The sequence below is a fragment of the Candidatus Tisiphia endosymbiont of Parasteatoda lunata genome (assembly GCF_964030955.1).
Taxonomy (GTDB): Bacteria; Pseudomonadota; Alphaproteobacteria; order Rickettsiales; family Rickettsiaceae; genus Tisiphia.
The window spans coordinates 476510-491169 of record NZ_OZ035003.1 but is presented as its reverse complement, the minus strand read 5'-3'; the positions used below and the strand labels follow the sequence as shown (position 1 = coordinate 491169).

The following is a 14660-nucleotide window of genomic DNA, read 5'->3' as shown; positions in this document are numbered from 1 at the left end:
AAACAATTTTTAATTTTAGTGCAAATATTAGAATTTTTTTTGTAAAAATTTTATTCAATCATAGATTATGGGGGGCTTTAAATATTTTTGGCGGACGGACTAGATAATTTGGTCATTCTAGAGATTTCTTCAATAGAACTACCACTTTTTATCATCGTTTTTACTAATCTAGCTTCACCTCTAGCTTCACCTATTTGTTCCCAATGTTGTGCTAAACTACCCATAAGTTTTGTACCTGTTTGTTGATTTAACTTACTGGTTAATAATTTCTCCAACTCTATTTTATCCGATTGATCTATTTTTGTCAAAGTGTAAGAAAGAATCATTTCAATATAGTTATAACCTATAGTCACTTTGGTAAATTCAGGTAAAATATTGGCTATTTCCTGCCATTTCTTTAATAGATTACGTTTTTTTATAGTCACCTTTTTGGTTAAAACCCCCAGCTTCAGCTGGGAAAGACTTCAGTCCTTGTTCTAATATTTCAATTCACTATAACTTGAATATATGATATTTTAATATACATAAGAGCAAGCTCTTATGTATATTAAAATATCATATATGACAGATTATAACAAGACTAGCCACACTGTATTTTACCATCGCTTTCATGTTGTTTGGATCACTAAATATCGCTACAAAAGTATTGCAGGGTAACTTATAAGAATTAGGATCAGAGAGACAGCACAGGCATTAGTAATATCTCTTTAGAGTAATAGCGACTTCCAGTCTAGATATCAACCCACCAGCTTCAGCTGGTTGTTATTGAGATGTTTCATAAAAAATTCGAGAATGCCTGACCACACTCTTTTTTTCAGTTCCTCATCAGCAATATCATGCACATTTACTAGTTGATAATCATTTGCCCAAATATCCCTAATTAATTTACTATTGTCAAATAAACTCCACAAATTACGAGACACATTATATTTTCTTGTGCCGTTAAAAAATATTAACGGATAGACTAACGGTAAAGTTTTGGTTTTAGGATTCTCAGTCAGAACGCCCTCGCAAAGCGAGGGGCTTGACGGTTATGAGCAGCCCAAAGGGCTGCCATTGTTAATTAAAATTCTCCTGATTCGTCAGAGCCTAAACTATCAAGTTGCTCTTGATTCTTAATGTAGTGTTTGATCTGATTCTCTTCAAATCCTACAGTTGAGACCGCATAACCTCTAGCCCACAACTTTTCTCCATTAAAATTACGTTTTCGTCCACCAAACTGCCTAGCAACGGCTATAGCACTTTTCCCCTTGATATAGCCTATTACTTCAGCTACAGAATATTTAGGAGGAATCTTGATGAGCATATGCACATGATCTTGTACCATATGCCCCTCTATGATCTTGCTCCCACGTTGAAAAGCTAACTCATGGAATACGTTCCCAAGATATTTTCTAACCTTCCCGTACAATTCTTTTTTACGACACTTTGGAATAAACACAATATGATATTTGCAATCCCATTTAGAATGATTTAAACTTTCGTATGTTGTCATATATTTTCTCCTTTGACCGTCAAGCCAAAGAAGTTATATATGATAACTTTTTATTTTATACTAAATCTAAAGGCCAAGCCTTGATGGTCTCACTAGTCAAACTAGTGGCTTACCTATCATTGAGTTAAATATCTGTCACAAATATTCATCATATATTTGAAGAGACGGAAAGCCATGAAATGATCAGGGCTGCTTTGATGCTCGACGAGCAGGTACAGATAACCATCTTGCTTACCAAATTTAGTATAAAACAACACGTCTGAGATAGTATCTCTTAAATTTGGTTCAACAAAAGTTGTATTGTCCATTTCTAGGCTAGTGAAATCTACTAAATCCTTAATATGTTTAGGTAAATGGGCATCAAAAGATTCATGTGCTACTAGTGGATTTTCCATAGCTTTACGAAAGATTTGATCATGCTTTAAGCGTCCAGCCATTTTCCTTACCTATTTTAACAAATCTTACAAGTTCTATATAGTTCATTGATGAGAATTTAGTGACGTCGTCTTCGATCACTCGCCTATTATCTATAGGCTTCGCTCCATCGTTCTTGCTATCCAATTCTCCTGAATTGACTATATTTGAGGTTACTTAGAAACTCTTGCTACCCTTATATTTATTATGTCTGAATTTAATTCAATATTAGTCATATATTCTGGCGTAAAATTGCTAGCAAATTCACTTAAGGTTTGTTCGAGAATAAATTGACTGTGCTGCTGGACTATTAGCATAAAATCTGGTTCACCAATAATTTCTAGAAAGATTCTGTCACTTATAGCAAAATTGGCATCTTTTCTTGCTTGTTGAATAAAGCGTACCAAATCTCTTGCTATACCTTCTTCGTATAATTCTTTTGTTATGTCTAAATCTAGCAATATTAGTCCATGATTATTGGCTAAAGATTTTGTACCTTTAACATTTTTAGGTTGTAAGACTAGAGAGAACTCGTCTTTATTCAGTTGCTCTCCTGCTATTATTAGATGCTCAGAGGTAAGCTGCCATTGATGATTTTTAGAAGCTATTATGATATCTTTGACTTTATGAGGTAGACGCTTGCCTAAATTAGGAAAGTTAATCGATAATTTATGATCAGCATAATTTTCTACATCATCTCTATAAATTACTTTTTTAACATTGATCTCATCTTTAATCAATTCTTCAAATTTTATCAATAATTCATTATTGTTGCTAATGATTGTTAAGCTGCTCAGTGGTTGTCGAGTCCGAATATTTTCACTACTTCTAATGAATAAAGCATTACTACAAATATCTAATATTTGATCCATAGTGCTGACCAAATCATAATCGACTTCTATCGTATCAAGTATAGGAAAATCTGCTAAATGAACACTAGACTTTCTACAAAACTCTACTTCTGCTGGTGATTTGTACGTCGATGCGGTACTCGAATCCTCACGTACATTAGAGTACGCTGCGGTTCTGCGTTCCGCGTCTCCTTCAAATCCCTCAGCATAAGCGACTTTTGCAGAAAGTCTACTATCACTTTTCTGTTCTAGCCCTGTGAGTCCCAAATAAATTTCCTCAGAAATTAATGGCAATAAACTGGATTGAGCAATAGACATTATTTCAAGACAAGTATACAAGGTATTATAAGCGTTTTTCTTATCTTGATCTTTTTCACTTTTCCAGAAACGATTCCTACTTCTTCTAATATACCAATTATTTAATACTTCAAAAAAATCGGCAATGCTACTATAAGCTATTTGACTGTCAAAATTATCTAACCCATGCTGAATTTTTTGTACTGATATTTTTAGTTTTGATAAAATATAACGATCTAGCACATTTTGAGAATTAAAGTCTAGCTCAGCTTTGATCTGATCGCTATTAGCATACAAAGTAAAGAAGTGGTAGGCATTCCAAATGGGTTTGATAAATAAACGTAGGCTCTCATAAACCATTTTTCCATCTTTATCGATCAATAATTCCTGACCTTTAACTATATTGGTAGAGAGCATGGTGACTCTTAGAGCGTCAGAACCATATTTATCAAATAATTCTAATGGATCAGCATAATTATTAAGACGCTTTGATAATTTTTGTCCGGTGCTATCTAATATAACTCCATGACAAATACAATTTAAAAAAGGTGGTTGGTCAAATAAAGCAGTTGACAATACCATCAGAGTATAGAACCAACCACGTGTTTGTGCTGAATATTCCACTATAAAGTCAGCAGGAAAATGTCCTTCAAACCACTCTTTATTTTCAAATGGGTAATGTGCTTGTCCATAAGGCATAGAGCCGCTTTCAAACCAACAATCAAAAACATCTTCTAGTCTAACCATCATTGATTTACCGGTTGGATCGTCTGGATTTTTTCTAGTTAGCTGATCAATAAAAGGTCTATGTAAATCAACGATTGTCACTCCAAAATCTTTCTCTAGCTCCTCTATTGACCCATATACATCAATTCTTGGATAAGCCGGATCATCCGATTTCCATACTGGTAGAGGCGTCCCCCAAAATCTATTGCGACTAATTGACCAATCTCTAGCATTTTCTAACCATTTGCCAAATAGATTATCCCTGATATGCAAGGGTATCCAGTTAATTTGTTGGTTTAATTCAACCATTCTGTCTTTAAATTCGGTAACTTTTACATACCAAGAAGGAACTGCTTTGTATATAAGAGGGGTATCAGTACGCCAACAATGCGGATAATTATGAATATATTGCTCGGTTTTAAGCCAATTACCCTGATTTTTTAGCTTAATAATAATTTGATCATTAGCATCAAATACTTGTAAACCAACAAAGTCATAGATTTCTTTGGTGTATTTTCCAGCATTATCTACAGGACAAACGAGTTCTATTCCTTGAGATTGACAAAGAATCTGATCGTCTTCACCAAAGCCGGGAGCCATATGGACGATACCGGTGCCATCTCCTTCAACTACAAAATCTCCGGAGAGAACTTTGAAACTACCAGGATGGTTGGAAAAATAATCGAATAATGGTCGGTAAGTAAGATTCAGGTTTAATAGGCACTTACCTTCAATTATATCATAATTTGTGTCAGCACTAAGCCCTAATTCTTTGGAATATTTTTCCAAAGCAAATTTAGCCAAAATATAACAAACCTGACCATTTGGCACTAAAGCATATTCAATATTTTCTCCAAGGGCTAATGCTAAATTAGCCGGCAAAGTCCATGGCGTCGTAGTCCATGCCAGCATTCTATACTCATTATAGGGTACAGAACTTGGCAATTTCTCATTAAGTACAAAACTTACCGTAACCGCCTTATCAGTTCTTTCTCTATATGAATTATCTAGCCTAGTCTCAAAATTAGATAAAGGTGTCTCACATGCCCAAGAATAAGGCATTACCCTCATCGATTCATAGAGAAGTCCTTTTTTGTATAACTCTTTAAAAGCCCACAAAACAGATTCCATAAAGGCTTTATCCATGGTTTTATAGGAATTATTGAAATCTACCCATCTTGCTTGCCTATTGACATATTCCTGCCACTGATCAGCATATTTCATGACCGATGATCTACAATGCTCGTTAAATTTATCAATACCAAAATTGATGATGGCAGTTCTACCAGAAATACCCAACTCCTTTTCTGCTTGCATCTCGGCAGGTAGTCCATGACAATCCCAACCAAAGCGTCGCTCAACTCTTTTGCCTTTACTGGTTTGATAACGTGCATACACATCTTTGATGAAACCAGTTAGCAAATGTCCATAATGTGGTAATCCATTAGCAAAGGGCGGGCCATCATAAAATACAAACTCATTATTTTGCCCATTATTTATTGATGGTCTAGCATCTATAGTTTTTTGGAAAATATTGTGCTTCTGCCAATAAGCTAGAATCTTTTTTTCCACTGTTGGAAAATCAACATTAGATTGAATATCGGGGTAGTATTTTTTAGTCATGTTTGTAATATTGATTATAAAAATAGTCGAATAATTGGTATATCGACAGGGTTTGGTAACTTTAACATATTCTTAAAATTAGAGGTCATAGTTATAATATTGGATAAGGATTTAGTAATATATTGATCAGTATCTACATTATTTTCCGACTCATCTTGAATATAATAAAGTATTGAAGTTATATAAACACTGAGTAACAGACCTCTCTTAGTATAATAATTATAATCTATAGACTTATCACCTACATAACGCCAAATTAAGTCACATGTACGAAAAGCTATTTTTGTTGCGAATATGCTGTTTGATGGTGTGGTAAAATAACTGCGATTCTTCAAATGTATAAGTTTAGGTGTACAATCTTTTATTCTAATTCTTAAAGCTAAATCAATTTTATCCCTTATTTTAATCGGAGTTTCTTGTTGAGATAGCAAATCAAGCATATTCTGGTCTTGCCAATTTTCAAAGAAATCAACTATTTCCCTTATGCCACCCGGAAAGATTATATGACAATATCCTTTAACAAACCCACATTCTTCCTCGGTATCTGCTAATAATTTATTATTCCACTGATTAAAAGCTAGTAGCTTTGGTAAAGTTTGTACAAATTGTACTTTTAAACTATGATATTTCTCTTCAATAGTCATAAATGCATCTTTTAATCTTGACATATAAACCTAGTATATAGATAATGTTACTATCATTCAATAGTCTAATATGCTAAAAGGGGGTAATTAAAAGTGATACTAGTAAATGTTCATGCTGGGAATGGTGAACAAGCAATTAAAAATTTGAAAAGAAAAATGCAAAGAGAGCTTGTTTTTCGTTCAATGAAAATGTCGCGTTTCTATGAACCTCCTTCAGTAAAACGTGTTCGTAAAGATCAAGAAACAGAAAGAAGGAAAAGAAAAGTTGCTCGTAAACAACTGATGGAAGGCTGATGGTTATTATTTTTTACCCCCCTGTTTACGCAGGGGTTGTATACTGCTCGTAAATGAAGAGTTGGTAGACGATAGTATAACTTCAAGAAGAGCTAGGCAGTAGCAAAGTCGAGCGGCGTAGCGTACATTAGTACGTGAGCAGCTTCGATCTTTAGACACGACAACGCCAATTCTTGAAGTTCTACCTGAGTATACTAGTAATTTACGTGGTAAATGACATCGTGTTGCCGTGGTTACATCGTTTCTTTCCTGCAATCAAGTCTAATATTTGAGATATTATGATTATTAGAACATATTTTTGCTATATTTTTTTTATAGTTTTAATAATATCATCTTTTATGATGCATACTCACGCAGCTGAAACAAAGAGTGCTAATTTGTATATTATAAGCGATAAAGCTTTTGTTGGGGATCGTAGTCAATTTCTAGGAGTAGCAAGAGAAAGGGAGAAATACTTTAAAAGCAAGTCTGTTATGCTGAATGTTGAGGAATACGATAAATCTCAATTAGAAACCGTTAAGGATCAAATTAGCAGTAACAAAAATCTTGCCATTATAGTTTCAGTTGGTTATTACGGCATAGAATCAATAACTAAATTAAAATCAGATCCTGAACTGGCAAAAAAGATTATCGCAGTACATCTTTCTCACCAATTATTAGATAATGGCACTTTCTCACACAAGCAACTTGTTCAAGAAAAACGTGATAATTTTTTTGGTGCAGACATAATAGCATTGCCTAACCATGCATTAGATAAGCATAATGTTAAGCTTACTGGCGTGAACACTATACTAATTACTACTAATGGGGTAGCTCATAATATGCAGGTCTCTGATATTGAATCAGAATATGGTGCATTTAAATCAATGTTCTCTTCCTTTGATAAATATTTAGCGGTGATTTTAGCAGGGGATGTCCCGGAAAATGGTACATATCATTGCTACACAAATAAAGAAGCCGAGAAGTTAGCCGAATATGTTAGTAATCTTGCATTAAAAAATAATTATTTCGTATTAGTATCCAATGGACCACGTACAGGAAAATATGATTGTCAAAACAATAAAGAACTTAGTGTACATGAAAAAGATAGTATAATGGACATGGTGACATCAAGTTTCCAAAGGGTTTTACAAGAGAATCGAGTACCCTTTAAATTATTTGACTTTAAGAAAGGACAACCAAGTATGTATAAGGCTATTCTTGGAGCTGTTTTATATAACAAGCATAGTTTGATTATAGTACCAGGTGAGTCTACTTCTATGATCTCGGAAACCGTAGATATGTTACCTGCTAAAACTGTTACGGTGTATTATAACTCCACAATGAACGAAACCCATAAAAGACATCTCAATAACAACCAGCTGAAGCTGGTGGGTTGATATCTAGACTGGAAGTCGCTATTACTCTAAAGAGATATTACTAATGCCTGGGCTATCTCTCTGATCCTAATTCTTATAAGTTACCCTTGCAATACTTTGTAGCGATATTTAGTGATCCAAACAACATGAAAGCGATGGTAAAATACAGTGTGGCTAGTCTTGTTATAATCTGTCATATATGATATTTTAATATACATAAGAGCAAGCTCTTCATGTATATTAAAATATCATATATTCAAGTTATAGTGAATTGAAATATTAGAACAAGGACTGAAGTCTTTCCCAGCTGAAGCTGGGGGTTTTAACCAAAAAGGTGACTATAAAAAACGAGTTTAATGAAGGAAGAGTATCAATTATTGATGAGAATATGCATCTTCATTTACCTAATATACCTAATAATATGCGAGCTAAGTATTATTCTGCTAGTGAGAATATAGCTAAGGAGATATATACTTTGTGGCATATACTATCGTCTACCAACTCTTCATTTACGAGCACTATATATAAAGTGCGAAACTCCTGATAGAGAATTTCCAATAATCTAAAGATTTTACTTCTAAAAGTTGTTTTTAACAACTTTTGAAGTTATAGTTATACTCAAATAATTTTATAAGATTAATTTAGATAATTTAAACTATGGGTAAATAAAATGTCATTACCAGAATCAGAAGAAATTTTATCCGCAATAAAACAACTTAAAGAAAAGGTGAAAACTGAACAGGGTATATTTGAAAAAGCTGATACAGACCTTAAAGGTTTACAAAAAGATATTCAAGACAAGCAAAAAGCATTAGATACTCTAAGAGAGGATTTGCAGCAAGAAGATAATGATGCATCAGAATTGTTGGGAAAACTTTGGAAACAGCAGGAAAAAATAAAAGGACACCTAGCTGCTCAATCAGCAGACGCAATAATACAAGCAGTTCAAGAACAAAATGAATTTATAGATTTAGAGTTAGAACTGATCAAGCAGCAATATGAAAATATTGCATTAAATCTTAAGATATGCCAAGAGTTTGAGCAGTTTTTACGTGAAGATGGACAAGATACTTCTCATAGGAGCATTGAACACAAAGAGGCATTTGCTAAATTTCTTGAAGGAAGTGAATTACTTAAAGAAGATGACAAAAAAGAGTTACTTGAGAAAAATTTGCAGCTTATGACCGAGCTTAATGCCAGTATGCAGAATTTAGAAAAAAGAGATAGAAATTTAATCGAGCAACAAAAGGAGTTACAAAAGAAAGATTTAGCTGATAATTTGGCAGTTGATGCTCAGCCAATACTACAACAATTGTTTAAGGAGCGGCAAGCGGAGATAGAACAAGATCCTATACTAGCAAAACAATATGAGAATATAATACTCCAGGAAAAAGAAATAAAGACAATCCAAGGTCAAATAGAGCAAAAAACTCAAATCATTGAGCAAAGCAAGCAAAAAGAAGAGCAGTTGTTTGAAGAATTAAAGCAATTGGAACAAAAATCTTACCCCCCTCTATCCAGTGCAAAACAACAACAAGAAGATTCCGTCAGTCATTATCCTATATTACAAGAAAGAGCTAATGATGTTGAAGCGTCACTGAAACGTCAAATTGAGATTAATGAACTGATAAAACAGCAAAAAGAACTGACTAGTGTTGAAAAAGAAAGAGCAGATAATTTAGACCAGCAATTAACACAGCTACAATTGTCTACAAAGCAAGAAATACAAGCACATCAAAAATTAATAGATGACCTCCAAGACGAGATTATAGGTCTGAAAGGAGAAAAAGAGCAGAAACAATTTAGTATGCCTACTAATGAGAAAAATTGGGCAGATGAACTACAGGAGCTAAGTGAATCAGATGGATCTTTGTCAGATCAGATAGATAAGTTAACCAGTGAAAATGATAATTTAAGAGCTAAGTTAGAAGAGACAGAGAAAAATGTAATCGAGCAATTAGCGGCAAATATTGCAGAAAAAACTTTAGCGGATAGCCAGTTACAGATAGTGCAAGAAAATATGAAGGAACTTAATAGACAATCGGAACTAGCTAAAGAAGAATTGCAAAAGAGTCGGAATGAGCTAGATGCAACACAACAAGAATTAATAACTGTTCAAGAAAGCCTAAAGGCAGCTGAGCAAAAATATGGTGTAGAAAGTGAGCAGGCTAAAAAACTACAAGATGAGGTAAAGGAATTAAGCAAGACTCAGCATCAATTAACGACTGAGTTAAAAGAAACAAGAGAGGAGAAGGAAAGTCAGATAAAGGCTCTTACTGAAGCAAAAAAAGCCGCCAATTCGGAATTACAGGTAGCAAAAGAAAATTATGCAGCAATGCTTAAAGAACAATCAGAGGCAGCTGCAGTAGAATTGCGAACAATAAACGAGGAATTATCTCAACTAAGATTAGAGCAGCAAGAAAAACAGGCAGAGCTAGATAGAACAAAAGAAGAATTAACCAGTACTAGTAAGAAATTGCTTGAAGCTGAAAAATTGCATGGAAAAGAAAGTGAGCAGGCTAAAATTTTACAAGATCAGGTAGAGGAATTAACCGAGGCTCAGCATCAATTAACAACTAACTTAAAAGAAACAAGAGAAGGGGCAGAAAGTCGAATAGCAGGACTTACTAAAGAAAAAGAATCAGCAACTCTCGACTTACAGGCAGCACGATTGGTCTATGAAGCAATGCTTAAAGGACAATCAGAGGCAGCTGCAGTAGAATTGCAAACAATAAACGAGAAATTATCTCAACTAAGATTAGAGCAGCAAGAAAAACAGATAGAGCTACAAAGGACGAAAGAAGAATTAACCAGTACTAATGAGAAATTGCTTGAAGCTGAAAAATTGCATGGAAAAGAAAGCGAGCAGGCTAAAAAACTACAAGATCAGGTAGAGGAGTTAAGCAAGGCTCAAAGTCAACTAAAGATTGAGCTAGAAGAAACAAGAGAAGGGGCAGAAAGTTGAATAGCAGGACTTACTAAAGAAAAAGAATCAGCAACTCTCGACTTACAGGCAGCACGATTGGTCTATGAAGCAATGCTTAAAGGACAATCAGAGGCAGCTGCAGTAGAATTGCAAACAATAAACGAGGAATTATTACAACTAAAATCAGAGCAGCGAGAAAAACAGGCAGAGCTACAAAGGACGAAAGAAGAATTAACCAGTACTAATGAGAAATTGCTTGAAGCTGAAAAATTGCATGGAAAAGAAAGCGAGCAGGCTAAAAATTTACAAGATCAGGTAGGTGGGTTAACCAATGAGAATAATAGTTTAAAAACTCAGTTAGAAAAAATAGAAAATGAAAGAAAACAGTTAGAAACACTTAGTGGAAAAAAAGATTTAGAGTATAATTATTTAGAGGCAGAATACAAAAAACAACAGGCAGAGCTAAAGAAAATTCAAAAAGAATTAACCGAAGTTCAAGAAGACCTAACGTTGGATAAACTTATTTCTGATGACCAAAATAAAAACTTTAAAACTCAGCTAAATAAAGTAACCGACGAGAATGAGGGGTTAAAATCTCAGTTAGAAAAAATAAAAAAAGATACAAAAAATCAGCCAGAAACACTTAGTGCAGCAGAAGAATTAAAGTATACTGCTTTAGTAACAAAACAAAAAGGGGATATAGATGAACTTTGGGGGAGGTTGGAGGTTGCTAAGGAACATGCCCAAAGAATCCAAGAAGATGAACAGGCTAGGGTAACAGAGCTTAGAGATAAGGATATTAGGATAGCTGCTCTTGCAAGGCAAAATGCCGCACTTCTAAGTCAATTGGAAAAGTTGCAAATTAAGCCAGAAGCATACGAAGTTGGGATTCAAACGGATAATATAGCTGGTAAGTCAATAGGTACGGAAACAGAGACTATTACTAAAGAGTTTAGAGCAGTTGATAGCCAAACAGATAATAGGCAAAAATTGTATCAATCAGTAGGTGCAGAGTATAGACCAGTGATGGATAGTGGCGTGTCTGTAGATAAAGTATTAGTTCAGGATAAGACTAAGGGTAATGTTTATGACGATGATAAAATATTGCAAGCTTTTAAGGAGTTGTCAAGAGACCAAGTTCAGCCAATTGTTAATAAATTTTCTTTGCAATCTACAAGCAGTTTTGCTCAATTTGCCCAAGAAAATGTTGATGGATTATCCAAAGCATTTCGGGACTCAGAAGTACTACGAGAGATAGAAAATATTGAACAAAGAGGCTATACAGATATTCATAAAAAATTTGCAGCTGAATATAAAGATATTGCATGGCAAGAAAAAGAATCAGGTAAAAGCTTTAGTTTGCAGCAAAACGGTAAGGATGTTGTGACAATAAATGAAACAACATTGAGTTATGATGTAAGTCATGATGACAAAAATGCTAAATATAAAACTAGAGAGGGAGAAGAAATTAAAAATGCTCGTATGGTAAATATACCGTTATCTATAGATATGCAGGGGGCATGTCATATGTCTTTTGCAGTGCAAGATACAAATGGACGTAATATTGGTAAAGAAGATGCTGTATATTTGACTGCTCACTATAAGAATGGCAAGTTGGTGCATCTAACCAAACCTACAGAAATATTTTCTTGTTCTGATGACAATAAGTCACCTTTATATTTGAAACGTAAGGGTAAAACTTATACTTTACCAGTAGATAAAAGCACTCTTGAGCAACTTGAGCAAGAAGTCCTTAAAAACAAAGGAGAATATGTAGGAATAGTTAAAAATGCCCAAGGTAATATTAGGGTAAATTCAGCTGCTGTTCACGGGTTGCAACCTGATCGTGTAACAGCTGACCCTCTTTTTAAGGATGCGTCTCAGCTATTACATGATGCTAATGCCACCCCTGCTCTAGATGGTTCTCTAGATATGAAAGGACTTGCTCATAAAAAACCTAACCGAAATGTAGGTGGTAGTAGAAATCCTTAACGAAAGTTGCTAATTATATAATAATTAGCAACTTATATTAAAATTTCACTGATCCATTAACATAGAAAGAGTGGGTAGTAAAACTTTTCTTTAAACTATAATCGTAACCAGCACCTAATTCAAGTGCTGATACAGATTGCATGTTTATACAACCTCCTAAAGTGTACATAACATTCTTTGGAGATGGTCTTAGAGATTTTGTGATAGCTACTGTTTGAGTATTGTGTTCTATGCTAGTAAAATTAATGATGTCGGTTGAATTATTTAGTAGAACAGTCTGATCTAGTTTAAAGTGTACCTTAGGAATAATTGAAATATTTCTTACTAAAATGCGTTTACTGAAATCAATTCCGGCTCTGTACAAATAAGTGTGTAAATTTTTCAAAGGTTATATAAAAATATAATATAACAAAAGGAGAAATTATAATGCACCAAAAACAAAATGAAGCAATGAATCAAGCGATAGATTTATTAGTTAACCACTCTGCACTGCAAGTGCAGAGCTTAATATTACGGCATGAATGCCTCATGTATGTACTAACTTAAAAGTTAGAAACTATTTGTGTATGGCTCATTTAGAAAGTGTCACAACACAAAAAGAATATATCTGTGAAGTGTAAGATTTTGTTAAAAAATATCTTATCTTATCTTTTCTTGATAAGATATTTAAAATTTATGTTGAAACGACGCACTGCAAGTGCGGGGTTTTTCTCCCAAAGTGGGACAATAAAATTTGAAGGTAGAATTTAAGCCCTATGAAAAATTTACACACTTAATTAGAAAGACTCTAACCCATTTCTTGGTCATATAATCAATTGCCAAATACAAGGTCTTAAAAACGGCATTATCATTTGGAAAAACCCGTTTATTCTTAGTAACCTTACGTAATTGGCTATTGATAGATTCTACACTATTAGTTGTGTATATTACTTTCCTTATCGCCTCAGGGTATCCTAGAAAAACCATTAAATTTTCCCAATGAACATACCAAGATTTAGCAATTTGTGGATACTGTTTACTCCATTTAGCTTCAAAAGATTCTAAAGCAAGATGTGCTTCTTCCTCTGTGCTAGCAGTATATATAACCTCAGTTTGATGCAAGATGAAGGTTGAGATTGTTTAATTTTCCAAAAGCTACAGAAATTTTATTAGGTTTGAAAACATAGGCAAGTAGCCCAGCTAATACATTAGTTTGAAAATTCATAACAGATCTATGCCTTGTATGGTCTATATGAAAAAGGTTTTTCAATTGATCATTAATGGTTTCAATAATGTGCCTTTTATTTAAAAACTGCTTTTTAATAGGATCTATTATTCTTTCTTTCATATTACTTTTAATTTTTGTTATTAGTTCTAAACCTTGATTAGCAAGGGATTGAGTGAGTTTTTTACTGATATACCCACGATCACCAAAAAGCCAGCCTTGTAATTTATCTACTAAATTTTCCACCACTGCTCTATCATCGACATTTCCAGGAGTTAAAGAAAAACTCATAATCTCTCCGCAACTGTTAATGACAATATGTAGCTTACAGCCAAAGAACCACCCAGTGGAAGTCTTACCTCTTTTTGCTATGTCTTTGAATACTTTATGTCTATTAATTCTTAAATTATGGCAAGCAGGAAGTTTAGTAGAGTCGATATAATATTGACCAGTTTGTTTTCCTGTTAGGCTTTTTAGCAGTAACACCATGGGCATGAAGCTCATTGGCATTAACTGAACAAAACGACTATAGCTCACAAGTTTTGGAAATTCCTTTCTATAACTTTGGCATAGGCAGCATAAATAAAAATCTTTAAAGGTACGGTAGTGACTCAAGTGAAACATTACTATAATAGTAATAATCTCTGAGAGTCCTATACTGCAGCCCACTTTACGCTTACGGTTAGGATTTAGTAATATATATTTATTTCGCTCCGTATCAAAATGCTTGCAAAAATCATCAATTAAGCAGAAAATCTCCGTAAGAGGGATCATAATATATTCTCCAATTTTGTCATTATTATTAGAGAACTTTATAATCCCTCCCTTCTTAATTT

General features: G+C 33.9%; 11 protein-coding genes and 2 pseudogenes. 5 read left to right on the top strand and 8 right to left on the bottom strand.

The annotated features are described in order from the left end of the window. Nucleotides 1–77: 77 nt before the first annotated feature. From AAHN00_RS02905 to AAHN00_RS02880, 6 genes and pseudogenes are all read right to left on the bottom strand, one after another. Nucleotides 78–419 (bottom strand): annotated as a pseudogene (locus tag AAHN00_RS02905) (transposase); the annotation flags it as partial. A 318-nt stretch (nt 420–737) separates the two neighbouring features. Next, the gene (locus AAHN00_RS02900) at nt 738–1001 is read right to left on the bottom strand and encodes an Rpn family recombination-promoting nuclease/putative transposase (protein WP_410521472.1); all 264 of its coding nucleotides are present in this window, start codon (nt 999–1001) and stop codon (nt 738–740) included. Nucleotides 1002–1063: 62 nt separating this feature from the next. Beyond that, a complete protein-coding gene (gene tnpA / locus AAHN00_RS02895) occupies nt 1064–1495 on the bottom strand; it encodes an IS200/IS605 family transposase (protein ID WP_250310729.1) in 432 nt (143 codons plus the stop codon). 119 nt (nt 1496–1614) lie between these two features. Next, nucleotides 1615–1932, bottom strand: a pseudogene (locus AAHN00_RS02890) (Rpn family recombination-promoting nuclease/putative transposase); the annotation flags it as partial. Between the two features lie 150 nt (nt 1933–2082). Continuing rightward, on the bottom strand, nt 2083–5406 hold the full coding sequence (ileS, locus tag AAHN00_RS02885; RefSeq protein ID WP_410521406.1) for an isoleucine--tRNA ligase: 3324 nt from the start codon (nt 5404–5406) through the stop codon (nt 2083–2085). 14 nt (nt 5407–5420) lie between these two features. Next, nucleotides 5421–6050: a COQ9 family protein gene (locus AAHN00_RS02880; protein WP_342272727.1), complete on the bottom strand. Its 630-nt coding sequence runs from the start codon at nt 6048–6050 to the stop codon at nt 5421–5423. 93 nt (nt 6051–6143) lie between these two features. On the opposite strand from AAHN00_RS02880, the gene rpsU reads away from it, so the two are divergent. The 5 genes from rpsU (at nt 6144) to AAHN00_RS02850 (ending at nt 13370) form a co-directional block, all read left to right on the top strand. Further along, nucleotides 6144–6344, top strand: coding sequence for a 30S ribosomal protein S21 (gene rpsU / locus AAHN00_RS02875; RefSeq protein WP_341748434.1), 201 nt, complete (start codon nt 6144–6146; stop codon nt 6342–6344). Nucleotides 6345–6682: 338 nt separating this feature from the next. After that, nucleotides 6683–7723: a hypothetical protein gene (locus tag AAHN00_RS02870; protein ID WP_342272072.1), complete on the top strand. Its 1041-nt coding sequence runs from the start codon at nt 6683–6685 to the stop codon at nt 7721–7723. Between the two features lie 649 nt (nt 7724–8372). Beyond that, nucleotides 8373–10667 (top strand): hypothetical protein, encoded by a 2295-nt coding sequence (locus AAHN00_RS02860; RefSeq protein ID WP_342272071.1) that lies wholly within the window; start codon nt 8373–8375, stop codon nt 10665–10667. 72 nt (nt 10668–10739) lie between these two features. Continuing rightward, nucleotides 10740–12620 (top strand): Sca4 family protein, encoded by a 1881-nt coding sequence (locus AAHN00_RS02855; protein WP_342272070.1) that lies wholly within the window; start codon nt 10740–10742, stop codon nt 12618–12620. A 582-nt stretch (nt 12621–13202) separates the two neighbouring features. After that, nucleotides 13203–13370, top strand: coding sequence for a hypothetical protein (locus tag AAHN00_RS02850; protein ID WP_342272069.1), 168 nt, complete (start codon nt 13203–13205; stop codon nt 13368–13370). Between the two features lie 3 nt (nt 13371–13373). Here the strand turns inward: AAHN00_RS02850 and AAHN00_RS02845 are convergent, their stop codons facing one another. Continuing rightward, complete coding sequence (locus AAHN00_RS02845) at nt 13374–13721, bottom strand: transposase (RefSeq protein WP_342272068.1); 348 nt, start codon at nt 13719–13721, stop codon at nt 13374–13376. Next, a complete protein-coding gene (locus AAHN00_RS02840; RefSeq protein ID WP_342272067.1) occupies nt 13708–14598 on the bottom strand; it encodes an IS982 family transposase in 891 nt (296 codons plus the stop codon). The genes AAHN00_RS02845 and AAHN00_RS02840 overlap by 14 nt, the downstream gene beginning before the upstream one ends. Nucleotides 14599–14660: the final 62 nt, after the last annotated feature.